General features: G+C 66.6%; 28 protein-coding genes. 10 read left to right on the top strand and 18 right to left on the bottom strand.

The genetic code is table 11. The features are described 5' to 3' along the window. Positions 1 to 3 precede the first annotated feature (3 nt). Complete coding sequence (locus K3551_RS04775) at positions 4 to 891, top strand: NAD(P)-dependent oxidoreductase (RefSeq protein ID WP_259918126.1); 888 nt, start codon at positions 4 to 6, stop codon at positions 889 to 891. A 72-nt stretch (positions 892 to 963) separates the two neighbouring features. Here K3551_RS04775 and K3551_RS04770 read toward each other — a convergent pair whose 3' ends face one another. From K3551_RS04770 to K3551_RS04740, 7 genes are all read right to left on the bottom strand, one after another. Then, a complete protein-coding gene (locus K3551_RS04770; RefSeq protein ID WP_259918124.1) occupies positions 964 to 1,644 on the bottom strand; it encodes a DUF2306 domain-containing protein in 681 nt (226 codons plus the stop codon). Between the two features lie 174 nt (positions 1,645 to 1,818). Next, complete coding sequence (locus K3551_RS04765) at positions 1,819 to 3,855, bottom strand: molybdopterin-binding protein (RefSeq protein WP_259918122.1); 2,037 nt, start codon at positions 3,853 to 3,855, stop codon at positions 1,819 to 1,821. Continuing rightward, positions 3,843 to 4,319: a molybdopterin-guanine dinucleotide biosynthesis protein B gene (gene mobB / locus K3551_RS04760; RefSeq protein WP_259918120.1), complete on the bottom strand. Its 477-nt coding sequence runs from the start codon at positions 4,317 to 4,319 to the stop codon at positions 3,843 to 3,845. The genes K3551_RS04765 and mobB overlap by 13 nt, the downstream gene beginning before the upstream one ends. Continuing rightward, a complete protein-coding gene (gene mobA / locus K3551_RS04755; RefSeq protein ID WP_259918118.1) occupies positions 4,316 to 4,915 on the bottom strand; it encodes a molybdenum cofactor guanylyltransferase MobA in 600 nt (199 codons plus the stop codon). The genes mobB and mobA overlap by 4 nt, the downstream gene beginning before the upstream one ends. Then, on the bottom strand, positions 4,912 to 5,643 hold the full coding sequence (locus K3551_RS04750) for a hypothetical protein (protein WP_259918116.1): 732 nt from the start codon (positions 5,641 to 5,643) through the stop codon (positions 4,912 to 4,914). Before K3551_RS04750 ends, mobA begins: the two co-directional genes overlap by 4 nt. Beyond that, positions 5,640 to 6,233, bottom strand: a complete 594-nt coding sequence (locus K3551_RS04745) for a hypothetical protein (protein ID WP_259918114.1) — start codon at positions 6,231 to 6,233, stop codon at positions 5,640 to 5,642. The genes K3551_RS04750 and K3551_RS04745 overlap by 4 nt, the downstream gene beginning before the upstream one ends. After that, positions 6,221 to 7,045, bottom strand: a complete 825-nt coding sequence (locus K3551_RS04740) for a formate dehydrogenase accessory sulfurtransferase FdhD (protein ID WP_259918112.1) — start codon at positions 7,043 to 7,045, stop codon at positions 6,221 to 6,223. The genes K3551_RS04745 and K3551_RS04740 overlap by 13 nt, the downstream gene beginning before the upstream one ends. 62 nt (positions 7,046 to 7,107) lie before the next feature. Here K3551_RS04740 and K3551_RS04735 point away from each other — a divergent pair, with 62 nt between their 5' ends. Both K3551_RS04735 and K3551_RS04730 read left to right on the top strand, forming a co-directional pair. Then, positions 7,108 to 7,791 (top strand): AzlC family ABC transporter permease, encoded by a 684-nt coding sequence (locus tag K3551_RS04735; protein ID WP_259918111.1) that lies wholly within the window; start codon positions 7,108 to 7,110, stop codon positions 7,789 to 7,791. Further along, entirely contained in the window at positions 7,788 to 8,108 is a 321-nt protein-coding gene (locus K3551_RS04730; RefSeq protein WP_259918109.1) for an AzlD domain-containing protein, read from the top strand. The genes K3551_RS04735 and K3551_RS04730 overlap by 4 nt, the downstream gene beginning before the upstream one ends. 1 nt (position 8,109) lies before the next feature. Here the strand turns inward: K3551_RS04730 and K3551_RS04725 are convergent, their stop codons facing one another. Beyond that, complete coding sequence (locus tag K3551_RS04725) at positions 8,110 to 8,571, bottom strand: Lrp/AsnC family transcriptional regulator (protein WP_259918107.1); 462 nt, start codon at positions 8,569 to 8,571, stop codon at positions 8,110 to 8,112. Between the two features lie 137 nt (positions 8,572 to 8,708). Here K3551_RS04725 and ald point away from each other — a divergent pair, with 137 nt between their 5' ends. Beyond that, positions 8,709 to 9,830 carry an alanine dehydrogenase gene (gene ald / locus K3551_RS04720; protein WP_259918105.1) on the top strand — a complete coding sequence of 374 codons (1,122 nt, stop codon included), beginning with the start codon at positions 8,709 to 8,711 and terminating at the stop codon, positions 9,828 to 9,830. A gap of 61 nt (positions 9,831 to 9,891) precedes the next feature. Here the strand turns inward: ald and mscL are convergent, their stop codons facing one another. Continuing rightward, positions 9,892 to 10,338 (bottom strand): large conductance mechanosensitive channel protein MscL, encoded by a 447-nt coding sequence (gene mscL / locus K3551_RS04715; protein ID WP_259918103.1) that lies wholly within the window; start codon positions 10,336 to 10,338, stop codon positions 9,892 to 9,894. A 153-nt stretch (positions 10,339 to 10,491) separates the two neighbouring features. Between mscL and K3551_RS04710 the strand changes: the two genes are divergently transcribed. Beyond that, positions 10,492 to 11,193 carry a glutathione S-transferase family protein gene (locus tag K3551_RS04710; protein ID WP_259918102.1) on the top strand — a complete coding sequence of 234 codons (702 nt, stop codon included), beginning with the start codon at positions 10,492 to 10,494 and terminating at the stop codon, positions 11,191 to 11,193. 299 nt (positions 11,194 to 11,492) lie between these two features. On the opposite strand, the gene pnp is transcribed toward K3551_RS04710, so the two are convergent. The 3 genes from pnp to rpsO form a co-directional block, all read right to left on the bottom strand. Continuing rightward, the gene (gene pnp / locus K3551_RS04705; RefSeq protein WP_259918100.1) at positions 11,493 to 13,622 is read right to left on the bottom strand and encodes a polyribonucleotide nucleotidyltransferase; all 2,130 of its coding nucleotides are present in this window, start codon (positions 13,620 to 13,622) and stop codon (positions 11,493 to 11,495) included. Between the two features lie 199 nt (positions 13,623 to 13,821). Next, entirely contained in the window at positions 13,822 to 15,735 is a 1,914-nt protein-coding gene (locus K3551_RS04700; protein ID WP_259918098.1) for a calcium-binding protein, read from the bottom strand. Between the two features lie 156 nt (positions 15,736 to 15,891). After that, positions 15,892 to 16,161 (bottom strand): 30S ribosomal protein S15, encoded by a 270-nt coding sequence (gene rpsO, locus K3551_RS04695; RefSeq protein WP_259918096.1) that lies wholly within the window; start codon positions 16,159 to 16,161, stop codon positions 15,892 to 15,894. A gap of 271 nt (positions 16,162 to 16,432) precedes the next feature. Here rpsO and K3551_RS19925 point away from each other — a divergent pair, with 271 nt between their 5' ends. Further along, positions 16,433 to 17,488 (top strand): hypothetical protein, encoded by a 1,056-nt coding sequence (locus tag K3551_RS19925; protein ID WP_311199767.1) that lies wholly within the window; start codon positions 16,433 to 16,435, stop codon positions 17,486 to 17,488. Between the two features lie 16 nt (positions 17,489 to 17,504). On the opposite strand, the gene K3551_RS04685 is transcribed toward K3551_RS19925, so the two are convergent. From K3551_RS04685 to rbfA, 5 genes are all read right to left on the bottom strand, one after another. Further along, on the bottom strand, positions 17,505 to 18,029 hold the full coding sequence (locus tag K3551_RS04685) for a DUF1643 domain-containing protein (RefSeq protein ID WP_259919479.1): 525 nt from the start codon (positions 18,027 to 18,029) through the stop codon (positions 17,505 to 17,507). 69 nt (positions 18,030 to 18,098) lie between these two features. After that, positions 18,099 to 18,590, bottom strand: a complete 492-nt coding sequence (locus K3551_RS04680) for a hypothetical protein (protein WP_259918094.1) — start codon at positions 18,588 to 18,590, stop codon at positions 18,099 to 18,101. Between the two features lie 170 nt (positions 18,591 to 18,760). Further along, positions 18,761 to 19,660, bottom strand: coding sequence for a tRNA pseudouridine(55) synthase TruB (gene truB / locus K3551_RS04675; RefSeq protein WP_259918093.1), 900 nt, complete (start codon positions 19,658 to 19,660; stop codon positions 18,761 to 18,763). A 1-nt stretch (position 19,661) separates the two neighbouring features. After that, complete coding sequence (locus K3551_RS04670) at positions 19,662 to 20,375, bottom strand: phosphodiester glycosidase family protein (protein ID WP_259918091.1); 714 nt, start codon at positions 20,373 to 20,375, stop codon at positions 19,662 to 19,664. Beyond that, on the bottom strand, positions 20,372 to 20,806 hold the full coding sequence (gene rbfA / locus K3551_RS04665) for a 30S ribosome-binding factor RbfA (RefSeq protein ID WP_259918089.1): 435 nt from the start codon (positions 20,804 to 20,806) through the stop codon (positions 20,372 to 20,374). The genes K3551_RS04670 and rbfA overlap by 4 nt, the downstream gene beginning before the upstream one ends. 113 nt (positions 20,807 to 20,919) lie before the next feature. Here rbfA and dapB point away from each other — a divergent pair, with 113 nt between their 5' ends. Continuing rightward, on the top strand, positions 20,920 to 21,729 hold the full coding sequence (gene dapB, locus K3551_RS04660; protein ID WP_259918087.1) for a 4-hydroxy-tetrahydrodipicolinate reductase: 810 nt from the start codon (positions 20,920 to 20,922) through the stop codon (positions 21,727 to 21,729). 96 nt (positions 21,730 to 21,825) lie between these two features. Further along, complete coding sequence (locus tag K3551_RS04655) at positions 21,826 to 22,161, top strand: dihydrodipicolinate reductase (RefSeq protein WP_259918085.1); 336 nt, start codon at positions 21,826 to 21,828, stop codon at positions 22,159 to 22,161. Positions 22,162 to 22,189: 28 nt separating this feature from the next. Here K3551_RS04655 and K3551_RS04650 read toward each other — a convergent pair whose 3' ends face one another. Continuing rightward, positions 22,190 to 22,483 carry a DUF1674 domain-containing protein gene (locus K3551_RS04650; protein WP_259918083.1) on the bottom strand — a complete coding sequence of 98 codons (294 nt, stop codon included), beginning with the start codon at positions 22,481 to 22,483 and terminating at the stop codon, positions 22,190 to 22,192. 80 nt (positions 22,484 to 22,563) lie between these two features. Here K3551_RS04650 and K3551_RS04645 point away from each other — a divergent pair, with 80 nt between their 5' ends. Both K3551_RS04645 and K3551_RS04640 read left to right on the top strand, forming a co-directional pair. Next, the gene (locus K3551_RS04645) at positions 22,564 to 23,814 is read left to right on the top strand and encodes an RsmB/NOP family class I SAM-dependent RNA methyltransferase (protein ID WP_259918081.1); all 1,251 of its coding nucleotides are present in this window, start codon (positions 22,564 to 22,566) and stop codon (positions 23,812 to 23,814) included. Positions 23,815 to 23,892: 78 nt separating this feature from the next. Beyond that, entirely contained in the window at positions 23,893 to 25,617 is a 1,725-nt protein-coding gene (locus tag K3551_RS04640) for a heparinase II/III family protein (RefSeq protein WP_259918079.1), read from the top strand. The last annotated feature ends 3 nt before the right edge of the window (positions 25,618 to 25,620 follow it).

Raw genomic sequence — 25,620 nt, 5'->3', positions numbered from 1 at the left:
ATTATGGAAAAGATCGGTTTCGTCGGCGTGGGCCTCATGGGGCATGGCATGGCCGCCAACATTCTGGCGGCGGGCTATCCGCTGACCGTCATCGCGCATCGCAATCGTGCGCCCGTGGATGATCTGGTCGCCAAGGGCGCGACCGAGGCCAAAGATCTGGCCGCGCTGGCGCGGGCCTGCGACATCGTCCATATCTGCGCGCCCGGCTCTCCTCAGGTGGAGGGGATCGTCGACGTGCTGGTGGCCGAAATGGCCGAGGGTGGGATCGTCGTCGACTGCTCCACCTCCAACCCGGTTTCGACCGAGGCTCAGGCGGCGCGATTGGCCGCGAAGGGTATCGGTTGGGTCGACGCGCCTTTGGGCGGCACGCCGGTACAGGCCGAAGCGGGCGAACTCGCCGCGATGGTCGGGGCCGAGCCGGAGGTCTTTGCCCGGATCGAGCCGGTGCTGAAAACCTGGGCCGGAACCATCGCCCATGTCGGCGGCCCTGCCGACGGGCACCGCATGAAGCTTTTGAACAACTTCCTCGCCATGGGCTACGGCGCGCTTTACGCCGAGGCGCTGGCCCTGGCTGAAAAGACGGGACTGGGCACCCGGACCTTCGACAGCGTGATCCGCGGCAGCCGGATGGATTGCGGGTTCTATCAGACCTTCATGGGCTACGCCGTCGAGGGCAACCGCGAGGCGCATAAATTCACCCTGACCAATGCGCTCAAGGATATGACCTATCTGTCGGCCATGGCGGGCGGGGCGCAGGTGTCGAACCCGATGGGGGCCGCGATCCGCAACAGCTATGCCTTGGCGGTCAACACCGGCGGCGACGGGGGCGAAGACTACGTGCCGCATCTGGTCGACTTCATCGCCCGCGCGAACGGGATCGACCGGGACTGACGGCGCGGCCCGCCCCCTGGAGGCAGACCGCAACAGGTGGATCCGACGCAGCCGAGCCGGGTCCACCAGGCGTCAGAGGTTTGGCGTGACCTGGCGTGGCTGGGCGGAGGGGCCGGCGTGGTTGGCTCCGCGCCAAAGCGCCACTTCTGTCACCAGCAGGTTCACCACCACGCCCAAGCCGGAGGCCAGGACGAAGCTGTCCTCGAACGGCACGTCGAATGCAAAATCCGCCGCCTCGATAAATATCCGCGCGGTCGAAACGGACAGCGCCACGGCATAGGCCCGCATCATATAGGCCCGGTGATCCCGGAACCGCCGACGCCGCGCGGCCCTGACCGAAATCGTCATCGACGCGATCATGCCAGTCACCAGGAGGCAGGTCACAGCCTGCGTCAGCGCCCCGCCCAACGCCGGGAAGGCGAACACCATCCACAGGACGCCCAGCCCGCTGACCGCTCCGGCACCGACAAAGACGCGCCCGGACCAGCGATGCAGGCCCGGAGACCGACGCCGGAGCGGCTCTGATATCTGCAATGGGCCCAGGATCAGCATCACGAAGCCGGGCAGAAGATGCAGCGCGGTGATGACCGGATGCGCCTGATAGCGAAGGTTCACCCAATCGTCGGCCGCGACCTGCGCAGGCATACCCGTCATGCGGTCGACCGTCCCGAGCAGCACCGGCAGGGACAGCAGAAAGAGGCACCAAACGACACCCGCGTTGCGAAACGTTCTGATTCCAAGCCTATCCATCATGCGTAAAACCATGGCTGCCCTTGCCCTTCGCCTGCAACACCCCGGCGGCTGACATATGGTCCAGCGTCTGTCTCGTGCCCCAACGAACCACGCAATCGGCATCCCACCCCAGGGGCGCGGGCGGCCCTTGCCGTTCTCCGGCAGAATACCAAGGTGCCAGCACCCCGCCTGCGGCTAGGCCAGTCCCAAATCGGCAAAGGGGATGTAATCCACCAAGTCCCCCGGCGTGATCTCGCAAGCCTCGTCCGGCAGCATCACGAACCCCTCTGCCCAGCTCAGCCCCGACACCCGCCCTGATCCTTCGGAGGCAAAGACCTCTACCGCGCCATGCCGCAGCCGGGCCCGCAACACCTCGCGCCGCCCGTCTTTCTTGCGTTTGGCGAAACCGGCGGGCAGGCGCAGGGGCACCGGCTCTGCCCAATCGGCCCCGGACATCTGCAACAAGGTGGGCCGCGCGAACAGGGCCGCGCAGGTAAAGGCCGCGACCGGATTGCCCGGCAGGCCGAACAACGCGCGACCCTTCCAGTCGCCCAGCGCCAGCGGGCGCCCCGGCTTGATCGCGATGCGCCAGTGATGCACCTGGCCTTCGGCGGCCAGCAGGCGGGACAGGTGATCCTCGTCCCCCGCGCTGGCACCGCCCGACGTCAGGATCGCGTCGACCGGGGCCGCATCCAGGGCTGCGCGCAAGGCGTCCGGGTCGTCGGGCACATGACCCAGATCCACCGCATCTACTCCCCAGCGCGACAGCATCGACAACAGCATCGGTCGGTTCACGTCATGGATGCCGGGCGGGGTGGCACCGGGGGCGATGATCTCGTCCCCTGTGGACAAGACCCCCACGCGCAACCGGGCCCGTACCGGCAGCGTTCCGTGGCCCGCCGCGATCGCCAAAGCCACGTCCGACGGGCGCAGAACCCGGCCCGCGGGCAGGATCGCATCGCCTGCTTGCACGTCTTCGCCCGCCGGGCGGGTGTTTGCCCCCGCCTTGGGGATCGCGCGCAGGTGCAGCCCCCAGTCGTCGACCCGCGCATCTTCCTGCAGGGCGACAGTGTCGACGCCGGGCGGCAGGGCCGCACCGGTAAAGATGCGGATCGCGTGACCCGGCGCAACCGGATCGGCGGTCGTCGTCGCAGCCGCCGCCCGGCCCGGAACCACGGGGATCACACCCGCGCGCAACGAGGCGTGGGCAAACCCCCAGCCGTCCACCGCCGCGTTGGCCGCAGGCGGGTTGGCGCGGCGCGCGGTCACGGGGGTGGCAAGGATCCGTCCTGACGCGGCCCCCACCGGCACCTGCTGCTTTGCCTGGCGACAGGGGAACGTCGCCCGCAGGGTGGCCAGCGCCTCTGCCACGGTGGTCCAGTGGATGCCGGGCGGCAGGGCGAAGCAACTGGCCGCAGGTTGAACGCTCAGAATCCAGCCCTCTTCGCGCGCAATCCGGTCCGCGTCCGGTTGCAGCCCCGGCGCGGTAAACCAGTCGGGTGTGGCATCACGCAGGGCCTGCGCGGTGGCGATGACCTGGCCCTGATCCTTGATCGGGGCCAGGGCGGGGGGCCAGAGGCTGGGATAGATCTCGACCAGGGCAATCCGGGCCAGGGGCAGGGTCCAGCCGGTCTCCTGCGGCCAGACTTGCATCTCGGCCCCCCAGCGAGCGCGCAGGCGCGACAAGGCGGCCAGCCCCACCAGCGACTGCGATCCGACCGCCCCGGCATAGGCCAGCTGCCACAGCGGTTTTGCCCCCGGCACGACGGTTTCCACCGCGCGCCGTTCCGGCAATCCGTGGCCGTCGCGTGCCCGGTCGGTCGGGGGCAGGTCGGGCAGGTCCAGATGCGCGGGACGCCCCCAGAACGGACCAATGCCGGGAAACAGACGGTTGATTTCCTGCGCCGCGACATAGCGGTTGTTGGCGTTGTCGGGCCCATCCTCGATCCGTTCTGCCAGCCAATCCCACAGCGGCAGCGCGGCGTCCTGTCCGGTCAGCGCGGTGGCGAATCCTGCCGGGTAGCCGAAGGCGAAATCGAACCCCAACAGGGTGCGATGGCCCTGTTCCAGCCAGCCGTCGATCCAGTCCAGCGCGGCGGTGCGGGTGGGAAAGTACTCGACCGTCTGCGTCCCCTTCAGATCGGCGCAGACCCAGATCGCGTCCTTGCGCGGCTGGGGCCCCGTCGGGCGCGCGGCGGCGGACCAATCGGCGGCGATGATCAGGTCGAACATGCAAACTCCGCTATGGCCGCGATATCGTTCAGATCGAAATGGGGCCGGTCCGCGTCAAGCGGGATATCCGACGCCAGCGCGGCGATTCCCGGATCGTCCCTGCACAGGGGCGGCGCGGCGCAGGCGCTCCGCCAGGCTTCGATCCGGAAATGGGTGCCGGATTTCCAACCCTCGGCCAGAACGACGTCGCAGGGGGCCAGCCGCGCAAGCAAGCTGTCCAGAGCGGCGGGAGCGGGCAGTTCCTCCATCATCGTCAGGCGCGCATCGGTGACCAGCATCACCTGCCGTGCCCCCGCGACCCGGTGCCGGTGGCTGTCGGTGCCCGGCCTGTCGAGGTCGAGCCTGTGGTGGCTCCGCTTCAGCGTCGAAACGCGCAGGCCCTGCGCGGTCAAATGGGTCACCAGCCGCTCCGTCAGGGTGGTCTTGCCACCGTTCTTGCGCCCGACAATGCCGATCAGTTTCATGTCAGACGCTCCGCCGCTGCCAGGTCCTCGGGCGTGTTGACGTTGAAGAACGGGTCGAGCGGTTCGGTCGCAAAGACGGCCAGCCCGGCGTCATGGCGATCGGTCCAGTGCAGGACCTTGCGCGTGCCGGCCGCGATGGCTGCCCGCAGGTCATCGCGCAGGGCCACGGGCCAGAGGCCAAAGGTCGGCTGCGGCCAGGTTCTCGTGCCCTCTTGCGTGGCGGCGAGGGCCAGGCCGGACGGGCCAGCGGCCAGCAACAGGCGTGGCACAAGATCGGGTGGCAGAAAGGGCGTGTCAGCGGCGGCAGTGACGATATGCGGACAGCCGGTTTCTGCCGCCCAGTCCAGCCCGGCCAGAACGCCCGCAAGCGGTCCGGGATGGCCTGGGATGCTGTCGGGCAAGACCGGCAGGCCCAGATCGGCCCAGCGCCCCACCTCACCATTCGCATTCAACGCCACCCGGTCCACCTGCGGCCCCAACCGGTCCAGAACGCGCGCAATTAGTGGGCGCCCGCCGACCGCCAGCCGCCCCTTGTCACCGCCGCCCAAACGGGTCGCGCGCCCCCCGGCAAGAATGACGCCGTGTGGTTGGATCATTGCTTTGCCCCCAAGTCGTCCACCAATCGGACCGGGGAGTCGCCCTGCCAACTTATCCCACAGTCAAGCAGGGATTCATCCAGCCGATCCGAAAGAACGGAAGGATCGTCAATCGCACTATCCAGCAGTTTCAGCACAGCAATCTCACACCGCATGGCCCGGGCCTCCAAGCCATATTTTCCGGCAAACTGCAGGAAGTCCGTCTTGCTGCCAACGCTGTTTGGTAGGGTATCAAGACCGCAGCCATCGGTAATATCAAAAATTGCATCGTTGTCGGCAAAGTGGTCCAGATATCCGATTTCATTGGCACAGGCGAACAATCTGGTGGAATCTTGGTCGAGGCCGAGGAAAAGCTTGAAGATGCTCTCCTCATGCTTCGGAAAGTACTCAAGAAGTCTAAGGAGAGCTGCGGGAAGCGTTCTTTCCAGATCGGCTTGGGCGACAGAAAACTGCGTGAGCAGGAACTGACGATTCTGCATCCGACTCTCCTGATCCAGGACAAGACCGGCAGAGGTCGCGTCATCGATGACCATCGCTGCGGCAATACGAGCTGCGGACGCTTTGTCGATCAACACCTCGACCGTGCGACGCATGGCGGCGCTGTCATCCCGCTCCGCGGCCCGGTGGTCCAGCCACCAGGTCGCGCCCAAGGCCAGAGCCGCAGAGAGCATTGCGACGATCGCAGGATGCGCGATAAATCGCGCCAACCAATCGCGATCTTTCGTCACGGTGCCACCGGCAGGCCCGGCAGGCCGAGGCAGGTGGCGCGGGTTTCGTCGTGACGGACCCCTGCGGTCGCGGGGGCCGCGAGGGTCGCATCCATCGCGGTCAGCACCGCCGCTTCGCAGGCCCGCAGCGACGTGGCGATGATTTCAGGGGTCAGACAGCCGCCTTCTGGTCGGCGCAGACGATCACGGCCGAGCAGCGCGCAGCGGTGCAATTGATCCAGCGCAGGCCAGATTACCTCTGGCAGGACGTCCAGTGCGATCCGGGTGCCTTCCGCCTTGCCAGCCGCGCGCAGGTCGCGCCGCAGGCGTGTCTCGGCCACCGCCATGATTCCGGTCAGCGCGCGACGTTCCTGCCGGGCGGAGGAGACGGCCTGCATGCGCGCGCCGTTTTCCTGAGTGCTGTTGGCGACGGCCAAGGCACCGCGCGCCGTGGCAACGGCCACCATCAGATCGCCGAGCGTGGCGCGCTGGTCTGCCCTTTGGTCCCGGATGGCCGCCCGCCCATCCAGCCAGAGCGTCGCGGCAAGCACCGCGATCCCGCCGACGAAGGCCGCCAGCAGTGGCACCACCCAGGGCATCACACGTCCCAAACCACGCGCTCCTCTCCGCTCAGGCACAGGAACCGGTCGCCCTTCATCCGTCCGATCACCGTCAGACCGACCTGCTGTGCGATTTCCACGCCCCAGGCCGTGAACCCGGACCGGGAGACCAGCGCCGGGATGCCCATCAAGGCGCATTTGATCACCATCTCGGAGGTCAGCCGCCCGGTCGTATAAAGCGTCTTGTCCGCTGCCGTGACGCCTTCGGCCCGCATCCAGCCGGCCAGCTTGTCCACCGCGTTGTGACGGCCGACGTCTTCGAAATAGGCAAGCGGGTCGGGGCCTGCACACAGGCAGGTGCCGTGGATCGCCCCCGCCTGCAGGTAAAGCGACGGCGTGCGATTGATGGCATGACTGAGCGCACGCAGATCCGAGACGCGCAGCGGCGTGTCGGGCAGGGTCAGATTCTCCAACCCCTCCATCATGTCGCCGAAGACCGTGCCGACGGCACAGCCGGAGGTGCGGGTGGCGCGGGCCAGCTTGGCCTCGTGGTCCGTCTCGACCTCGGTGCGGACGACGACGACCTGCAATTCATCGTCGTAGTCCACGCCGGTCACGACGTCCGACGCCCGCAGCATCCCCTGATTGCCCAGAAATCCCAGCGCCAGCCATTCGGGATGATCGCCGATGGTCATGGCCGTCACGATTTCGCGGCTGTTGAGATAGATCGTCAGCGGCCGCTCCTCCACCACGCGCAGATCGACGGCCGCACCGGTCTGATCGCGCCCGGTCACGGCGCGGGTCAGGCGGGGGTCGGCGGGGTCGGGGACGACCCGCAGTGTGGGTGGGATCTGGACGGACACTTGAGGCCTGCGAACCTTGGGGCTATCGGCAGAGTGTCCGCCGGGCGAAGAGGATGCAAGCAATGGTGAGTTCCCCGTTCCGGGAAGGTATGGCGAAGGGGTTTCCCTTCGTCGTCATCCTGGTGCCTTTCGGCGCATTGTTCGGCGTCCTGGCGACCGAGGCCGGGCTGACCCTGACGCAGGTGATGGCCTTTACCTCGCTGGTCATCGCGGGGGCGTCGCAATTTACCGCGATTCAACTGATGGTGGATGACGTCCCCGCCGCCATCGTGATCCTGTCGGCCCTGGCTGTGAACCTTCGGATGGTGATGTATTCCGCCAGCCTGGCCCCGCACCTGGGCCCGGCCCCCGCCTGGCAGCGGGTCATCATCGCCTATCTGCTGGTCGATCAGACCTATGCGCTGAGCCAATCCGCCTATGACGACAACCCGGCCTGGTCGCTGCGCGACAAGGTGGCGTTCTTTGCGGGTACCGCGCTGCCGGTGTTTCCGGCCTGGGTCGGCTCGACCCTGATAGGGGCGCTGTTGGGTGCGCAGGTGCCCGAGAGCTGGTCGCTCGACTTCGCATTGCCGCTGGCGTTTCTGGCGCTGGTCGGGCCGATGCTGCGGACGCGGGCGCATGTGGTCGCGGCGCTGGTGTCGGTGACCGCCGCGCTGGCGCTGGCCTGGGTGCCCTGGAACCTGGGCCTGATTTTCGCGGCACTGCTGGCCATGGCGGCGGGCGCAGAAATGGAGCGGCGGGCATGAGCGACAGCTATATCTGGGGCATCATCGCCGTGATGGGTCTGGGCACCTATCTGACGCGCTTCCTGTTCATCGGGCTGATCGGTGATCGCCCCCTGCCGGCCTGGGTGCTGCGGCACCTGCGCTATACGGCGGTTGCGATCCTGCCGGGGCTGGTCGCGCCCCTGCTGGTCTGGCCCGCGGCGACGGGTGGCACGCCGGACCCGGTGCGTCTGGTCGCAGGCGCGGCGGCTTTGGGTGTGGCCTATTGGCGTGGCAGCATGGTGCAGGGCGTTCTGGCGGGGGCCAGCCTGTTTGCTTTGGGTCAGATACTGACCTAATTCAGACCGGCAGGGCCGTCGTCTTGCACACCGTCTTGAGCGCAAACGACGACTGCATCTTGGACACGCCGGGCAGGCGCGCCAGATGGCGGCGGTGGATCTGGGCGAAATCCTCGGAGTCGCGGGCCACGACCTTCAGCAGGTAATCGTAGGCCCCGGTCATCAGGTGACATTCCAGCACGTCGGGAATGCGCGCAACGGCGGCTTCAAAGGCATCGAGCACTTCGTCCGCCTGGGTCGACAGGCTGATTTCCACGAACACCGTCGTGGGCCGCCCGACCCGGCGCGGGTCCAGCAAGGCGACATGGCCGGTAATCACGCCAGCCGTCTGCAACCGCTGCAACCGCCGGTGGCAGGCGGACGGCGACAGGTTCACCCGCTCCGACAGCTGCGCGGCAGACAGGCTTGCGTCACGCTGGACGAATCGCAGCAGTCGCCTGTCAGTCTCGTCGTAGTCCTGCATTGCGCACTAATTTCCCGTAGAATGATAATATGGCGCGAAATTAACGCGCATTGATCGTGGTCGGCAACAGAATTGGCAAAGTCTTTGTGCCAAGGCGCCCCTATGTTCCGCCCAAAGCTCAACAGGGAGACCCTCCAATGCTCATCGGCTGCCCCAAAGAAATCAAACCCCAGGAATTCCGCGTGGGCGTGACCCCAGCGGCCGCGATGGAGGCCATCGGCCACGGCCACCAGGTCATCATCGAACGCGGCGCGGGCGTCGGCTCCGGCTTCTCGGACGAGGAGTACGAGGCCTATGGTGCCCAGCTGGTCGACACCGCCGAGGAGGTCTTTGCCAAGGCCGACATGATCGTGAAGGTGAAGGAGCCCCAGGCCGTCGAGCGCGCCATGCTGCGCGAAGGTCAGCTGCTGTTCACCTACCTGCACCTGGCCCCCGACCCGGAGCAGACGAAGGACCTGATCGCCTCGGGCGCGACCTGCATCGCCTATGAGACCGTGACCGACCGCATGGGCGGCCTGCCGCTGCTGGCACCGATGTCCGAAGTCGCGGGCCGCCTGGCACCGCAGGTCGGGGCCTATACCCTGCAAAAGGCCAATGGCGGCCGCGGTGTCCTGCTGGGCGGCGTGCCCGGCGTGGCCCCCGCCGAGGTGGTCGTGATCGGTGGCGGCGTCGTCGGCACCCACGCGGCGCGCATCGCCGCCGGCATGGGCGCCAGCGTCACCGTTCTGGACCGCTCGCTGCCGCGTCTTCGCTATCTCGACGATGCCTTCGGCTCTGTCTTTCAGACGCGCTATGCCTCGGCCAGCAACACCGCCGAGATGGTAGTGAAGGCCGATATGGTCATCGGTGCCGTCCTGATCCCGGGTGCCGCCGCGCCCAAGCTGGTCAGCCGCGCGCAACTGTCCCACATGAAGCCGGGTGCCGCCATCGTCGACGTCGCCATCGACCAGGGCGGCTGCTTCGAGACGTCGAAGGCCACCACCCACCAGGATCCGATCTACGACGTGGACGGCATCATGCACTATTGCGTGGCCAACATGCCGGGTGCCGTGGCGCGGACTTCGACCATCGCTCTGGGCAACGCGACGCTGCCCTTCATGCTGGCGCTGGCCGACAAGGGCTGGCGCGCCGCCTGCCTGGCCGACCCGCACCTGCGCGCGGGCCTGAATGTGCACGCCGGTCAGCTGACCTACGCAGCCGTCGGCGAGGCACTTGGGATGGACTCCGTCGATCCCATGAAGGTCCTCGACGCCGCCTGATCCCCGTCAGGTTTGGCGAAGGGCCCGCGTGTACGGCACGCGGGCCCTTTTTCGTTTCGGCTCAGGCGTCGGGGCGTTGCGCCTTCAGGCTGTCGCGGATCTCCAGCAGGACGTCCAGCTCGGACGGGCCGGTGGGCACCTCGGGGGCGACTTCGTCGGGCTTTTCGGCGGCGGCCTTTACGCGGTTGACCATCTTGACCAGCAAGAAGACGACCCAGGCAATGATCAGGAAATTGATCACGGACATGATGAACTTGCCGATGGCAAAGACCGGCACGCCCGCCTCGGACGCCGCATCGAGCGAGGCGTAGTTCGTGTCACCGTCGAAATCGAGTTCATAGAACCAGCCCGAAAAATCAACGCCGCCGGTGAACAGCGCGATGATCGGATTGATGATATCGCCCACCAGCGATGTCACGATCGCGGTGAAAGCAGCACCGATAATGATACCGACGGCCATGTCCATGACATTGCCCTTGGCGATGAAGTCCTTGAATTCGTTTACCATGGTCGCTTGTTTCCCTTGTGTTCCCAGTCAGGCCAGGTTCTGGATCGGGCCCTTGCACAGGACCCTGTCAGAAAACGCACGGTTGTCACCTGTTTCGTTCACGAATTCAGAGGTTAGGTGTCGTTCAACCCGTTTCGCCAAAGGAGGCCCCAGATGGCCGATCTCTCTGACTTTCCGATCACCGAACGCTGGGTCCCCCAGGACCCAAGCAAGCTGCAACTGTTCAGCTTTCCCACCCCCAACGGCATCAAGGTCGCCATCGCCCTGGAGGAGATGGGCCTGCCCTATGAAGCGCACCGCGTGACCCTGTCGGATGCGGACGTAAAATCCGATGCCTTCCTGTCGCTGAACCCCAACAACAAGATCCCCGCGATCATCGACCCCGACGGACCCGGCGGTCAGCCCATCGGCCTGTTCGAAAGCGGGGCGATCCTTTTGTATCTGGGCGAGAAGACCGGCAAGTTGATCGGTCAGACCGCCGCCGACAAGGCCGTGATCACCCAGTGGCTGATGTGGCAGATGGGCGGTCTCGGGCCGATGCTGGGACAGCTTGGCTTCTTCGCGAAGTTCGCAGGGGCCGAATGGGAAGACAAGCGCCCCCGCGACCGCTTTGCCGCCGAAGCCAGGCGTCTGTTGAACGTCCTGTCAGGTCAATTGCAGGATCGCGACTGGATCGCGGGCGAATTTTCGATTGCCGACATCGCCATCGCGCCCTGGCTGAATGCGCTGACCTACTACGGAACCAGGGATCTGGTCGGTTGGGATGATCACCCGGTGCTACAGGCCTATCTCGACCGTTTCTTTGCCCGACCCGCCGTCGAGCGTGGCAAGAACATCCCCCCACGCGAAGGCTGACCAGCCTAGCGCGACCAGCAGGAATGCCAGCGCGACGATCATGATCAGGGCTTGTCCATGTCGGGTCATGACGCCTCGATACAGGCAGATGGTTAGCAGAAGGTTAAGGGGGTAGCCCCGGTCTTGATCTGGCGCGCGCGGCCAAGCTGTTGTTCTGCCGCGATCGCGAGCACATCAAGCGGCTTTGCCGCACGCCCGGATCGGCCAGATTTTTCCACAGGTCCGATCAGGTGCGGGTCCACAACAAAGGGCCCCGGCATCTCTGCCGGGGCCCTTCGCTTTGCCATTTTCCGGGACGCTTATTCGGCGTCTTCGGCCTTGGTCTCTTCGCCGGTTGCCTGGTCGACCATCTTCATGGCCAACCGGACCTTGCCGCGATCATCAAAGCCCAGCAGCTTGACCCAGACTTCCTGACCTTCCTTCAGAACATCCGACGGATGGTTCAGGCGGCGGTTTTCGATCTGGGAGACGTGCACGAGGCCGTCACGCTTGCCGAAGAAGTTCACGAAGGCGCCGAAATCGACGATCTTCACGACCTTGCCCTTGTAGACCTTGCCCTCTTCCGGCTCGGCCACGATCGAGTGGATCATGTCGTAGGCCTTCTGGATGGCCTCGCCGTTGGCGGACGCGATCTTGATGATGCCGTCGTCGTTGATGTCGACCTTGGCACCGGACACTTCGACGATTTCACGGATGACCTTGCCGCCGGACCCGATGACTTCGCGGATCTTGTCGGTCGGGATCTGCATCGTCTCGATGCGGGGCGCATGCTCCGAGAAGCCGGAGGGCGCGCTGAGCGCCTTCGACATCTCACCCAGGATGTGGATACGACCAGCTTTGGCCTGCTCCAGCGCCTTTTCCATGATGGCGGGCGTGATGCCTGCGATCTTGATGTCCATCTGAAGCGAGGTGATCCCCTCTTCGGTGCCGGCCACCTTGAAATCCATGTCGCCGAGGTGATCCTCGTCGCCCAGGATGTCGGTCAGCACCGCGTAGGAGCCGTCCTCTTCCATGACCAGGCCCATTGCCACGCCGGCCACTGCGGCCTTCAAGGGCACGCCCGCGTCCATCATCGACAACGAACCGCCACAGACGGAGGCCATCGAGGAGGAGCCGTTGGATTCGGTGATCTCGGACACGAGACGGATGGTGTAGGGGAAGTCCGTCGCCGTCGGCAGAACCGCCTGCAACGCACGCCAGGCCAGCTTGCCGTGGCCGATTTCGCGGCGCCCCGGAGGACCGAAGCGACCCACTTCGCCGACCGAGTAGGGCGGGAAGTTGTAGTGCAGCAGGAAGTTGGATTTGAAGTTGCCATGCAGCGCGTCGATGAACTGCTCATCGTCGCCCGTGCCCAGCGTGGTCACGACCAGGCCCTGCGTCTCACCACGGGTGAACAGCGCGGAGCCATGGGTCCGGGGCAGCAGGCCCGTCTCGGAGACGATGGGACGCACAGTGTCCAGCGCGCGACCGTCGATCCGCTTGCCGTTCTTGACGACATCGCCGCGCAGAACCTTGGATTCGAGCTTTTTCAGCGCGGTGCCCAGGTTGGCATCGGCCAGCTCTTCTTCGGTCAGCTCTGCCTTGATGGCGTCCTTGGCGGCGGCCACGGCCGAGGTCCGCTCCTGCTTGTCGGTGATGGCATAGGCGTCGCGCATCTTCTGCTCGCCCAGATCCATCACGCGACCCAGAATGGCGGAGTAATCGGGTGCCTGGAAATCCATCGGCTCTTTCGCGGCGTCTTCGGCCAGCGAAATGATCAGGTCGATGACCGGCTGCATCTGGTCGTGGCCGAACTTGACCGCGCCCAGCATCTCGGCTTCCGACAGCTCATAGGCCTCGGACTCGACCATCATGACCGCGTCCTTGGTGCCGGCGACGACCAGGTCGAGACGCTGCTCGGGGTCGTTGCGCAGGCCCTGCATGTCGTCGACGCTGGGGTTCAGGATGTACTCGCCATCAACGAAACCGACCCGCGCACCGGCGATCGGGCCCATGAAGGGCGCGCCAGAGATGGTCAGCGCAGCCGAGGCGGCGATCATCGCGACCATGTCGGGGTCGTTTTCCAGGTCGTGCGACAGAACGGTACAGATCACGAGGACTTCGTTCTTGAAGCCTTCGACGAACAGCGGGCGGATCGGACGGTCGATCAGACGCGAGGTCAGCGTCTCTTTCTCGGTCGGACGCGCTTCGCGCTTGAAGAAGCCACCGGGGATCTTGCCCGCGGCATAGTACTTTTCATTGTAGTGCACGGTCAGGGGAAAGAAGTCCTGACCCGGCTTCGGCTGCTTGGCATAGGTCACCGCCGCCATGACGGAGGTCTCGCCATAGGTGGCGATCACGCAGCCGTCGGCCTGGCGCGCTACCTTGCCGGTTTCCAGGGTGAGGGTGTCATGCCCCCACTCCATCTCTTTCTTCACGATGTTGAACATGTGTCATCCTGTCTGACGCCAATCCGGCCCCTGCCGGTGCGTCGTTGAATGGCGGCCCCATTGCCGCCGACCCCCTTCATCATGTCATGCGCCGGGGTCGTGGCGTCACGTCTCAGATGCGTGCCCTCTAGCGGAATTGCCTGCGGATGGGAAGAACCCAACGGGAGAGGCCGACGGCCCGCCTCGCAGGAACCGCCCGTCAGGCCAGCAGGTCGTATTCCTCTCCGTCGAGCAGGATCGGCACGCTCGACAACGCGGCCCCATCGATCAGGATCCAGAACGTCCCCGACTGGTGTTTGACGGCCAGCTCCGCAATCTCCGGGTCACCCGCGCCCAAGATGTCCCGTGCCTCTACGGAGAAGTGATGAGTGCTCAAATCGCGGTTGTCCGCGACAAGTCGGTCCCCTTCCGTCGGATCGAAGTCCTGGACCCAGTCTCTAAGGTGGCGATGGCCGATGGTCTGAACGAACATGTCGGCACCATCACCGCCATTCAACCGGTCGGATCCGACTTGGCCGATCAACGTATCGTTGCCCGATCCGCCAAAGAGAACGTCCCCGTCCGCCCCTCCGAACAGGAAATCGTCGCCCGTCCCCCCGACGAGAAAATCACCGTGATCCGACCCAAGAAGCCTGTCGTTCCCCTCGTCCCCATAGGCGCGCCCGTCCCCGGATGCGCCGCCATGAACAGTATCGTCCCCGGTGCCCGCAAAGATATGACGGCCTGCGCCGCCCTCAATCGAATCCGCACCGGCGCCGCCGATCAGGGTGTCGATCCCCATGCCCCCACGCAGCGTGTCGTTTCCGGCCCCGCCGTCTATCCAATCGTTTCCGCCGCGCCCGAAAAGCGCGTCGTCGCCATCGAGCCCCAGCATCCGGTCCCCTTGCTGCGTCCCGTATCGCCAGTCGGCACCATCGGTCGCGGCGCTGCGGTCCAGATGTCCGGCAAGCAAGTCGTCCACTTCAATGGCCAGATCTTGAAACACGAGCCGTTCAACAGAGACGAGCCTGTCGCGACCGTCATTTCTGTCATTGGACAGATCGGTGACGAAAAGGTCATCGCCCCGCATTTCGATTTCGTAGTTCTGCCAATCGTTGCGGAAAAAGGCCGTGTCCTGCGTCCCCGCGCCGCCATAAATCGTGTCGTTCCCGGCATCGCCCCGCAACAGATCGTCGCCCCCCGCCCCACCAATCAGATCGTCGCCCCCGTTGCCGAAGATGCGGTCCGTTCCGTTGCTCCCGGTGATCGTGTCGTTGCCCTCGCCCGCGTCGATGGCATCCGGGGCCGTCATGAACAGAACATCCTGCCCTTCGGTCACCCTGATTGGCCGTAGCGCCTCGAACCGTGCGATCCCGCCCGTCAAATCCTCTGAGGCTGCTCCATCGCGAACACCTGAAAACTGCACCCAGGTGTCACCGTTCTGGTTCGCAACAAGGTCGACTTCGACCACGGTCTCCATGGTGACGACGGCAATGGGCGTCCCGTCGGCGTTACCCTCAGCATCGCGAAACTGAACAAAGAGTGTCTGCTCCGTTCCATCATCCTCGACGTAGGCCTGCAGGCTGCGTCCGTCGGCGAACACCAGACGCTCGCCGGGCAGAATGCTGTCTGGGTCCTCGCTCCCCCGGCGGGACCGAAGGCTGACGGGCGCACCCGTCGTATCCCGGTCCGACAAAGGGCCGCGAACATAGGTTCCTAGCGTGCCGTCCCACAAGATATCATACGCCCCCTGAGAGTTGGTTCCACGAAACCCGTCCCGTGCGCTAAGACCGAGGTAGACGCCGCCATTTTCACCGGTTTGGTACTGCGCGGACACACCGCCATACGACCGGCTATCCGATTGCGCGACGACGCGCGCGTCAAGTGAAGTGCCATCCGGCGCGTAGGTATTGGCATAGATCCGGGAGGCCGTGTAATTGCTCCAGTTACCCTCACGGCCCAAATAGATATAGGGTCCGTATCGCTCCGCAGTGAACCGGTCGAGCGATAGAAGGGACCCGTTCGGCATGACGTGCCCGTTCGACGCGATCAGACGACCGTCGGTCATGTTTGCCGGGCCGTCCAACAGAACAGCCTCGACTTCGACACTCAGCAATAGATTTGACGCGACCATGTGATCCACCCTGTTCAAGCCATCTGATAGGATTACGAACTGACTTTCGCTTCAACGGGTTACAGGACGCTCCGGCCGCTCGACCCCGTTTGAGCTGCCCTGAAACGACAAACGCCCCCACGAGGGGGGCGTCGTCATTCGCAAAAAAGCGAAAGCTCAGCGGCGGATGCCGAGGCGCTTGATCAGATCCAGATAGCGCTGCTCGGATTTGCCGCGCGTATAGTCCAGCAGCTTGCGACGCTGGGCCACCATCATCAGAAGGCCACGACGAGAGTGGTTGTCCTTCTTGTGGGTCTTGAAATGCTCGGTCAGGGTCGCGATGCGCGAGGTCAGAATGGCGACCTGGACTTCGGGCGAACCGGTGTCGCCTTCCTTGGTCGCGAATTCTTTCATCAGGCGGTTTTTTTCTTCGACTGTAATCGACATCGGGGTCTCCTGTCGGTTTGAGGAATGGCGCAGGCCGGGATGTCGTCCAGCACAGGCCCATGGAGTGAGCGCGCCGCATACACCGCGCGGCCCGCCTTGCAAAGGGGCATTCGACATTGGTGGATGCGGGGCCGTGTCACCGTTAACCAGTTTACCCAAGTTCGCTGTTCACGAATCGTCCCAGATGGTAGCCGGGGTGCGTTGCTGGCGGGCGGCGTGTGTGCCCGCGCGGGCCCGCAGAGCGGGGCCCATGGTTCCGAGGGCTGTTGCCATGTTGTTGATCGCCGGACTTCTGGGTCTTGCCGCCTCCGGGCTGCTGCTGATCGACACGTCGCCTGACGAGGAAGACGCGGACACCGGAGCTGTACCCGACGTCGAAGAGCAGACAGCCGAATCCGATGAGGACGACTCGTCCCCCCTCACCGAGGCACTGGACCCCGAGGAACCAGAGCAGAACGAGCGCCCCGACCTAGCGCCGTCCAACGCCGGACTGACCCCGACCCAGATCATCCGCGATCAGGTCGCCGGGGCACATCTGTCCGACCACGTCGGGGCCGAGGACGGGGCCGTCATCACCCATGACGACGACGCGATGTTCGGCAACGGTGGCAACAACCAGATGCAGGCGGGTGACTACGGCGACCTTTTGATCGGCAACGACGGCGACGACACCCTTGGCGGCGGGGCCGCACGGGACGAACTGCACGGCGGTGACGGCGACGACGACCTGTTCGGCGGGGCGGGGGATGACATCCTGCATGGCGACTGGGGCGACGACAGCCTGGACGGCGACGACGGCGACGACCTGCTGCTGGGCGGCGACGGCGACGATACGCTGGACGGCGGGGCCGGGGCGGATCGTCTGTTCGGGATGCTGGGTCTGGATGTGCTGCGTGGCGGGGCCGGGGACGATGTGCTGGACGGAACGCAATCCGATTCGGCGGATATGCCCGATACCGATGGCGGTGACACCCTCGATGGCGGTGACGGCAATGACACGCTGGCAGGCGGGCACGGCGACAATCTGACCGGCGGACAGGGCCAGGACACCTTTCTGTTCCGCGCACCCAGTGCCGGGGCCTTTGCTCAGGAATTCGAGACTGGCCCCGACGACGCGGCCTGGATCGCGGATTTCGACGCCTCCGAAGATGCGATCGAAATCATCTACGACAGCTCTCTGGAAACGGCACCCGGCGTTCCCCCGGTGCTGGAACTGCTGGACGCAAATGGCGTGACCGAGCTGCGCATCGGTGGCAATGTGGTGGCCCGATTGGACGCGGGCACGCCAATCGGCCCGGACGACATTCGCCTCGTCCCCGCGGCCTGACGGCCATAGTCACCGGTCAGGCGGGCGCGGCCACGTCCCACGGCACCGGCTGCACCGCATATCCGATATAAAGCGGGTGCTTCGGATGCCCCGCCTTCGATAGCCCCAAATGACAAAGCGGCCGCCCCGTCGCGCGCAACAGACGTTCCACCTGCGGACCACGATCCAGGTGCGCGCCATGGGTGCCCCAGGCGCAGACCACCAGATCCGCCCAGATCGCGGCCTGCCGGATCGCGTCGTCGTTGGCCGCGCCGCCCACCGGCTCGGCGTGGGCGCGCATGTCGCGGGGGTCGGTCGCGCGGTAGGCAAAGATATTGGTGACCCGGAACGCCCCGAACCCCAATACCCGTGCGCGCCGTTCACACCGCTCAACAGTCGGATCGTTGGCCAGTTCCGTCGCGGTCGACGGGTTGAGCATGACAAACGCCACGCGCCGCCCCTCCGGTTCCCAGGTGCGGGTCAACTCATAGCGGTAAGTCTCGTCGGCGCTGTAAGTCGCGGCGGAAGCGGCATCGCCTTTTTGGTGGGTGCGGATCAACATGGGCGCAGACATGACAAGGCCCGGCCCCGTAAGCAACGGGACCGGGCCGAAAAACGGACGGATCAGACGTCAGGCGGCGGCGGAGCGCAGATCCTCGGCCCGCGGCAGCTGCCGCTCGATCACGGCGGCGGCGACCACTGCGAACAGGATGTGCCCCCACAGCGCGACCCAGGTGATCCCGGTAAAGCCCAGGAACGGCGCATTCCCGGCAACCAGATGCGCCACGAAGTACAGCGCGAAGATCCACAGGCCGACCCCATAGGCCACCGAGACCAGCGACCAGTGCAGCCGGGGCGTGACCCGCGCGGCGATGGGACGGGCCACCAGGAAATAGCCCAGCGGATAGGCAACCATCCCGGTCAGAATGTGCAGCGTGTCGCCCGCGCCGCTTGGGGCGGCCCCGAAGACGGCTTTCAACGTGCCCTGCGCCAGGCCGACGGGGGCCAGCTTGGCAAAGCCGAATAGGGGCGAAAGACCCTGACCGAACAGATCGAATGCAATCGTCGCAAGCGCCCCTGCAATCAAAAGGGTCCAGGCGGTGTGGCGGGTGGAATGGGTCATGGGGTCAGGTCCGTGTGTGAGATGTCATTTGACAACATCCCTACACCTGCCGGGCCGGCCCCAGGCAGCCCCCCTCACGCAGAGGTCACCGGGGCGGGGCCCGACGGGGTATTCCCGTGATTGACTGTAACAATCACCCGCACCTGCCCCGGCATCCCCCGTTCAATGTTTCAGGTGACGAACACCTTGGACGGATGCAGCAGCCCCGCACGATAGGTCCCGATCGCCACGGCCTGTCCATCGCGCGAGGCCCAGCAGGTTTCGCCATACTCCGCGCCGGACAGAACCTCTGCCGGGTTGCCGTTGCGCATCCGCGCGGCGGCCAGCTCATCCACCGGCAAGGCGGGCAAACCGTCAAGGCCCAGCTCCAACGGGCGCAGATGGGTGTCCAGCTCTGGCGTGCGGGCCAGGCGCTCCAACTCTTCCAGCGACAGGCCGCCTTCGGCATCGAACGGGCCTGACCAATCGCGGCGCAGCCAGGTAACGTGGCCCAGACACCCCAGCGCCTGCCCCAGGTCGCGCGCAATGGACCGGACGTAGCCCCCCTTGCCGCAGACCATCTCCAACTCGGCACCGTCGGCGTCTTCGGACAAGATCTCCAGCCGGTCGACGAACAGGGGCCGCGCCTCCAGGTCCATCTCGACGCCGTCGCGCGCCAGGTCATAGGCCCGCTCGCCCTCTACCTTCACGGCGGAGACCTGGGGCGGAACCTGCAGGATATCCCCCCGAAAGGCCGTCAATGCCGCGGCCAACGCGCCGGGTGCCGGGCGCAGATCGCTCTGCCGCAGGATGCGGCCCGAGGCGTCGTCGGTCGACGTCTCCGCCCCCCAGGTCACGCGAAACCGGTAGCATTTCAACGCATCGGTCACATAGGGCACGGTCTTGGTCGCCTCGCCCAGCGCGACAGCCAACACGCCGGTCGCATCGGGGTCCAACGTGCCCGCGTGCCCGGCCTTCTGCGCGTCGAAGGCCCAGCGCACCTTGCCCACCACCTGGGTCGACCCCACGCCCGCAGGCTTGTCCACCACGACCCAGCCGTGGATCGCGCGTCCCTTTTTGCGTCGGCCCATCTTATTTCTCCGTCACGGCCAGGATCGGCCCCATCTGTCGACCGCCGTCATGCCGGTCGATGCCGGGCGCATAGAGCCGTGACACGCTGCCGTCGAGATAGAGCGCGTTCGTCACGCCCAGCACGTCGCGGAACAGCGTCCCCATATCGTGGAACGTCACAAGGCTGTCGGAGATGACGAAATGGACGGTCCGCCCATCGTCACTGGCCCCCACGCCATTGCGCAGGTTGAACGAAGTGCTGTCGGGCAGGAACCGCGGGTGCAACGCCCCGTCGATCACCAACATCGGCCCCGACTGCGTGGCGTCGTCGCAGGCAGGCGAAGCCGCGTCGAAGGCCCGGCTTTCGATCACATCCGCCCGATCCGCCTGAATGCAGAACACGCCATTGGGCAGCAGGCCGAAATTGCCCGGCCCCTCGCGCAGCACGATGTTCTTCGACTTGACGCCATCTTCGACATACAGGCCGACGGGGCGTCGGTCCGGGTGATACATGCCGCCGTTCATGGCAAAGGCGATGGGGGCCTCGACCACCTGGTCCAGGGCGGTGAAACTGCCCAGCGGCATCCCGTCGGCACCGTTGAGATGCAGCGATACCTCCTGCCGGGACAGGTCGGCGGTGCAGATCGTGAACAGCCGGTCGTCGTGCAACACCTGCTCACAGGCACCGGCAATGGCCACCGAGGCGACCAGGAACAGGCTGGCCAGGCGGATCACGCCTCGCCCTCGCCATCCCCATCGGTGTCGTCGTCGCGGGCCTCGATGTCCCGACGCACCCGTTCATCGGCGAAAAGCGCGCGGGTCGCATCCATCTGGTCATAGGTCTCGTCGATGCGGAACCGCAGATCGGGGGCATGGCGCAGGGTCATGTCCTTCATGACAAGATGGCGAAGCTGCCCCTTGGCACGGGTCAACGCCGCCAGCGCCTTGTCCTTGTCCTTGCCGCCTAGCGGCAGCACCCAGGCGGTCGCGATCTTCAGGTCGCGGGTCACGGTGACCTCGCCCACGGTGATCGACATCCCGGCCAGGTCGGGGTCGTGAACCTCGCCCCGCATCAGCACCTCTGACAGGGTGCGCCGGATCAGTTCGCCCACGCGAAGCTGCCGCTGAGACGGTCCGCGACCGCTGTCCGAAAATGATCTTGCCATGGTGCCCTCCGGGGGTGCAGGGGGCCGAAATAGGGCCGGCGGCGAGGCAAGGCAAGCGTTGCAAGCCTGCTGATGATTGGCCATCAGGGGGCGGGCGACCGAAAGGGACGAAGATGGACAGCGTTGGCATTGTGGTTATGGGCGGCTCCGGGCGGATGGGGCGGATGCTGTGTGCCTTGATCGAGGCCAGCGATGCGCTGCATCTGACCGGCGTGACCGAAGCACCGGGCCACCCCTGGGCGGGCCGCGATCTGGGCGAAGTGACGGGCGGTGCCGCAACCGGCGTGCCGGTGACCGATGATCCGATCGAAGTGGTCGCCCGTGCACAGGCCGTCATCGACTTCACCACCCCCGCCGCCACGGTCGCCATGGCCGAGCTGACGGCCCAGGCGCGGATCGTCCATGTTATCGGCACCACGGGCCTGGCGGCGGACGACATCGCAGCGCTCGACCGCGCCGCGCACCACGCGACGATCGTGCGCGCGGGGAACATGTCGCTGGGCGTGAACCTTCTGACGCAGATCGTGCAGCAGGTCGCGGCCTCTTTGGATGCCGACTACGACATCGAGATCGTCGAGGCCCATCACCGCCACAAGGTCGACGCCCCATCGGGCACCGCCCTGATGCTGGGCGAGGCCGCCGCCGCCGGGCGCGGCGTCACGCTGGACGATGTGGCAGACCGGGGACGCGATGGCATTACGGGCGCGCGGGTGCCCGGGGCCATCGGATTTCATGCGATCCGGGGCGGCGACGTGATCGGGGAACACGACGTCATCTTCGCCGCCGACGGCGAACGGGTGACCCTGCGCCATCAGGCAACCGACCGGTCCGTGTTCGCCCGTGGCGCGTTGAAAGCCGCGCTTTGGGGTCGGGGCAAGGGGCCGGGTGCCTTCGACATGCTCGACGTTCTGGGCCTGCGCTGACGGCGGGCCGGGGGCCAGCCCCCGGACCCCCGGGATATTTTCGAAGCAGAGAAAACCTGACCCTGCGCGCAATCGGCCTATGTTCCGGTCATGCGCATGATCTGTCTCGTTCTATGTCTGCTGCCTGGACCGGTGCTTGCCTTCGATGCGGTGATCACGCGGGACGCGTTCGTGTCCCTGGTTCAGGGCCGGGTCCTGTCGGGCGACGGCGTGTCGCTGCGGGTCGGCGCGGATGGCAGCATCTCGGGCCGGGGGTACGGGTTCCGTGTAGGCGGCCGCTGGGACTGGGACGGGCAGCATTTCTGCCGCACGCTGGAGACGGTGATCCGGGACTTTCCGCGCAACTGCCAGACGGTCGAGGTGTCCGACGGCGTGGTCCGGTTCACCGCCGACCAGGGCACCGGGGATGTGGCGGACCTGCGCCTGCGTTAGGCGGGGGAGTCCCGCCCCAGGGCGTCCGTCAGAAATCGACCGCGATGCCCTTTCGTTCCCAATCGCCAAACCGCACCGGTTCGGGACCGTCGCGCCCGCCCAGTTCGACGGGTCTGTCGGGCGTGCCGGCGGCGCGGCGGGCGTCGGCCTCTGCCAAGGCACGGCGCGCCGCCTCGGGCAAAGTGGCGCGGCGGGCGGCCTCCTCTTCCTCGGTCAGCGGCTGGAACGTCAGCGGCGCGGCACGGGGCGTGGTCGGGCAGGCGGGGGCCTCCGGGTCGGCCTGGGGCAGTGCCTCGGGGTCGACGGTCATGCGGGTGGTCATCGCGGGCCTCCTTGCCGGTGGGTGGCTTTGGATATACGGCCTGATCCCTGCCAGACAAGCACCCCCGAAGGAGCTGCGACATGAAGGACCTGCCCGAAAGCCTTGCCGCGCGCCTGGGGGCGCTGCGCCTGTTGGCCCATGTATTGCGCGATGGGCGCATGCTGGGCGACGGGGCCTCGGGTCTGACCGGTCCGGCAGCGGCGCGGGCGCTGCGGCTTGCGGGGCTGGTCCTGAGGAACATGGGGCGGGCCGACGATTTGCTGAAACGGCGCCTGCAGCGACAGCCGGCCGCGCGCGTGAGGGACATCCTGCGCCTGGCCGTCGTCGAGATATTCGTGGACGGGGCCGCGCCCCATGGGGTCGTCAACGACGCCGTCGCCATGGCGCGCGGCACGCCGCGCACCGTCAAACAGGCCGGGCTGGTCAACGCCGTCCTGCGCGGGCTGGAAGGATGCGAGGCGGAATGGGCCGCCCTGCCGCCCCCCGCCCTGCCCGCGTGGTTGCGCAAACCGCTAGCCAAGGCCTGGGGCCGGGACCGGCTGGAGGCGATCGAGGCCGCGCATCTGATCCCCGCACCGCTGGACCTGACGCCAAAGGCAGGCGTGACCGTCGAAGGCGCGGAGGTCCTGCCCACAGGGTCGCTGCGATTGCCCGGCGGCCAGGTGTCCGCCCTGCCGGGATACGAGGCGGGCGATTGGTGGGTTCAGGACGCCGCCGCCGCGATGCCGGTGCGCCTGCTGGGCGACGTGGCGGGGCAGCGGGTGCTCGACCTGTGCGCGGCGCCGGGCGGCAAGACGATGCAGCTGGCCGCAGGCGGGGCGCAGGTCACGGCGCTCGACATCTCCGAGGCACGGCTGCGGCGGGTCGCGGACAACCTCGCCCGCACCGATCTGACCGCCGAGGTCATCGCCGCCGATGCGCTGGAGTGGTCGCCCGAGACCCCCTTTGACGCGGTCCTGCTGGACGCGCCCTGCACGGCCACCGGCACGATCCGCCGCCACCCCGACCTGCCGCACCTGCGCGAAGCGCGGGACGTGGAGGCCTTGACCAAGCTGCAATACCAATTGCTCGACCGGGCGCTGAGCTTTGTCAAACCGGGTGGGCGGCTGGTGTTCTGCACCTGCTCGCTGTTGCCGGTCGAGGGGGAACATCAGGTTTCTGCGGCGCTGAAACGGCATCCGGGACTGACGACGGACAGTCTGGACCCCGCCGCCTTTGGCCTGCCTGACGCGGCCGCCTCGCCCCATGGCCTGCGCCTGCTGCCCGACCTCTGGCCGGACCTGGGCGGGATGGATGGCTTCTACATGGCGGTGCTGCGCACACCGTCGTAAGGCGCGCGCGTGACAGAGGCCGCGTAACCCCCTATCGTGCCGCCGGAAAGGGCCGGAACAGGCCCGGAGGGCAGGCGTATGAGCTCGGAACGGGGCATCCGCGAAAAAATGGCGACGCGCTGGCGCGTGATGCGCGCGGCCCCCACACGCGGGCGGCGGTCGCTGGTCTGGCAACCACAGCCGCGCGGCTCCGGGTCGGCGCGGCGGGGCAATCAGTTGCGGGGCGGGTTGTGGCATTTCGCCGGGCAGCTGGTCGAGGCACCCGCGACCTCTCCCTGGGATATCACCGCCCCCTCGGCCCCTTTCGAGATGCAGTTGCATGGCTTTGGCTGGATTGATGATCTGATGGCGACCGGCGCGCGCGAGGCGTCGGAGTTCGCGCGCACCTGGGTGATGGATTGGGTGCGGCGCTATGGCACCGGCAGGGGGCCGGGCTGGGCCCCTGCGCTGACGGGACGACGGTTGCTGCGCTGGATCAGCCACGCGCCGGATCTGTTGCGCGCCATGCCGGACACCGATCAGCGCGCGTTTTTTGATGCGCTCTATCGGCAGGCCGGATACCTGCGCCGCCACTGGAAGGACGCGGGCCAGGGCTTGCCCCGGATGGAGGCGCTGACGGGCCTGCTTTATTCCGGGCTGACATTGGAGGGGATGGGCGATTTCGGCCCCGATGCCGCCCGCGCCCTGGCCCGCGCGATGGACAGCGACATCGGCCCGGATGGCGGCGTCCCGTCCCGCAACCCCGAGGCCCTGCTGGAGGTGGCGACATTGCTGGGCTGGGCGATCGAGGCGCTGCGGGACGGCGGGGGCGATCTGCCGCCCGGCCTGGTCGAGGCGCAGGCCCGCCTGATCCCCACCCTGCGCGCGCTGCGTCACGCCGATGGCGGGCTGGCGCGGTTCCACGGCGGCGGGCAGGGCAAGCCGGGGCGGCTCGACCGGGTGCTGGTCACCTCTGGCGTTCGGGCACGCAACGACAGCGGGCTGGCGATGGGGTTCGTTCCCGTGGGCCACGGACGCACCACCGTCATTCTGGATGCGGAGGCCCCGCCGACAGGCCCGGTCTCCGGCTCGGCCCATGCATCGACACTGGCGCTGGAAATGACGTCGGGTGCCTGCCCGGTCATCGTCAATTGTGGACCCGGCGGGGCCTTTGGGCCGGATTGGCACCGCGCGGGCCGGGCCACCGCCTCGCATTCGACACTGGCGATCGAGGGGTATTCCTCGGCCCGAATCGGCCCCTTGCTGGCCGAGGGCGGACGCCGGATTGCACCGTTGATCCAGGCCCCCCGCAAGGTGCAGTGGCAACGCAGCGCCTCGCGCCGGTCCTCGACCGTGATGTTGTCGCATGACGGCTACGGCCCCAGCCACGGGTTGACGCATTTGCGCCGGATCGACCTGTCGACCGACGGGCGCGTGTTGCAGGGCGAAGATTCGCTGCGCGCCATCACCGCCGCCGACAAGGAAACCTTCGAGGACGCGATGACCGCCGCCAGCCTGCAGGGTGTGCCGTTCCATGTGCGGTTCCATCTGCATCCCGACACCCTGGCCGAAGCGGACATGGGCGGGCGCGCGATCTCTCTGACGCTGCCATCGGGCGAGGTTTGGGTGTTCCGCAGCGGATCCAGGGCGAAAATGACCATCGAAAAGTCGGTGTACCTGGAGCCGGGACGATTGAATCCCCGTCCGGCGCAACAGGTGGTTTTATCCGACCGCGTTGTGAAATATGCCGCGACCATCGATTGGACCCTGACGCGTGCGCAGGAGGCTGTGGACCTTCCGCCGCCCTCTGCCGAAGGGGCCTGACCA

The sequence above is a fragment of the Jannaschia sp. M317 genome (assembly GCF_025141175.1).
In the GTDB taxonomy this organism is placed as follows: Bacteria; Pseudomonadota; Alphaproteobacteria; order Rhodobacterales; family Rhodobacteraceae; genus Jannaschia.
This window is presented reverse-complemented; position numbering and strand designations above follow the sequence as displayed.

Coding starts and splice junctions, on each gene's coding strand:
- K3551_RS04775 (WP_259918126.1), top strand. CDS start 4: ATGGAAAAGATCGGTTTCGTCGGCGTGGGCCTCATGGGGCATGGCATG.
- K3551_RS04770 (WP_259918124.1), bottom strand. CDS start 1,644: ATGATGGATAGGCTTGGAATCAGAACGTTTCGCAACGCGGGTGTCGTT.
- K3551_RS04765 (WP_259918122.1), bottom strand. CDS start 3,855: ATGTTCGACCTGATCATCGCCGCCGATTGGTCCGCCGCCGCGCGCCCG.
- mobB (WP_259918120.1), bottom strand. CDS start 4,319: ATGAAACTGATCGGCATTGTCGGGCGCAAGAACGGTGGCAAGACCACC.
- mobA (WP_259918118.1), bottom strand. CDS start 4,915: ATGATCCAACCACACGGCGTCATTCTTGCCGGGGGGCGCGCGACCCGT.
- K3551_RS04735 (WP_259918111.1), top strand. CDS start 7,108: ATGGTGAGTTCCCCGTTCCGGGAAGGTATGGCGAAGGGGTTTCCCTTC.
- K3551_RS04730 (WP_259918109.1), top strand. CDS start 7,788: ATGAGCGACAGCTATATCTGGGGCATCATCGCCGTGATGGGTCTGGGC.
- K3551_RS04725 (WP_259918107.1), bottom strand. CDS start 8,571: ATGCAGGACTACGACGAGACTGACAGGCGACTGCTGCGATTCGTCCAG.
- ald (WP_259918105.1), top strand. CDS start 8,709: ATGCTCATCGGCTGCCCCAAAGAAATCAAACCCCAGGAATTCCGCGTG.
- mscL (WP_259918103.1), bottom strand. CDS start 10,338: ATGGTAAACGAATTCAAGGACTTCATCGCCAAGGGCAATGTCATGGAC.
- K3551_RS04710 (WP_259918102.1), top strand. CDS start 10,492: ATGGCCGATCTCTCTGACTTTCCGATCACCGAACGCTGGGTCCCCCAG.
- pnp (WP_259918100.1), bottom strand. CDS start 13,622: ATGTTCAACATCGTGAAGAAAGAGATGGAGTGGGGGCATGACACCCTC.
- K3551_RS04700 (WP_259918098.1), bottom strand. CDS start 15,735: ATGGTCGCGTCAAATCTATTGCTGAGTGTCGAAGTCGAGGCTGTTCTG.
- rpsO (WP_259918096.1), bottom strand. CDS start 16,161: ATGTCGATTACAGTCGAAGAAAAAAACCGCCTGATGAAAGAATTCGCG.
- K3551_RS19925 (WP_311199767.1), top strand. CDS start 16,433: ATGTTGTTGATCGCCGGACTTCTGGGTCTTGCCGCCTCCGGGCTGCTG.
- K3551_RS04685 (WP_259919479.1), bottom strand. CDS start 18,029: ATGTTGATCCGCACCCACCAAAAAGGCGATGCCGCTTCCGCCGCGACT.
- K3551_RS04680 (WP_259918094.1), bottom strand. CDS start 18,590: ATGACCCATTCCACCCGCCACACCGCCTGGACCCTTTTGATTGCAGGG.
- truB (WP_259918093.1), bottom strand. CDS start 19,660: ATGGGCCGACGCAAAAAGGGACGCGCGATCCACGGCTGGGTCGTGGTG.
- rbfA (WP_259918089.1), bottom strand. CDS start 20,806: ATGGCAAGATCATTTTCGGACAGCGGTCGCGGACCGTCTCAGCGGCAG.
- dapB (WP_259918087.1), top strand. CDS start 20,920: ATGGACAGCGTTGGCATTGTGGTTATGGGCGGCTCCGGGCGGATGGGG.
- K3551_RS04655 (WP_259918085.1), top strand. CDS start 21,826: ATGATCTGTCTCGTTCTATGTCTGCTGCCTGGACCGGTGCTTGCCTTC.
- K3551_RS04650 (WP_259918083.1), bottom strand. CDS start 22,483: ATGACCACCCGCATGACCGTCGACCCCGAGGCACTGCCCCAGGCCGAC.
- K3551_RS04645 (WP_259918081.1), top strand. CDS start 22,564: ATGAAGGACCTGCCCGAAAGCCTTGCCGCGCGCCTGGGGGCGCTGCGC.
- K3551_RS04640 (WP_259918079.1), top strand. CDS start 23,893: ATGAGCTCGGAACGGGGCATCCGCGAAAAAATGGCGACGCGCTGGCGC.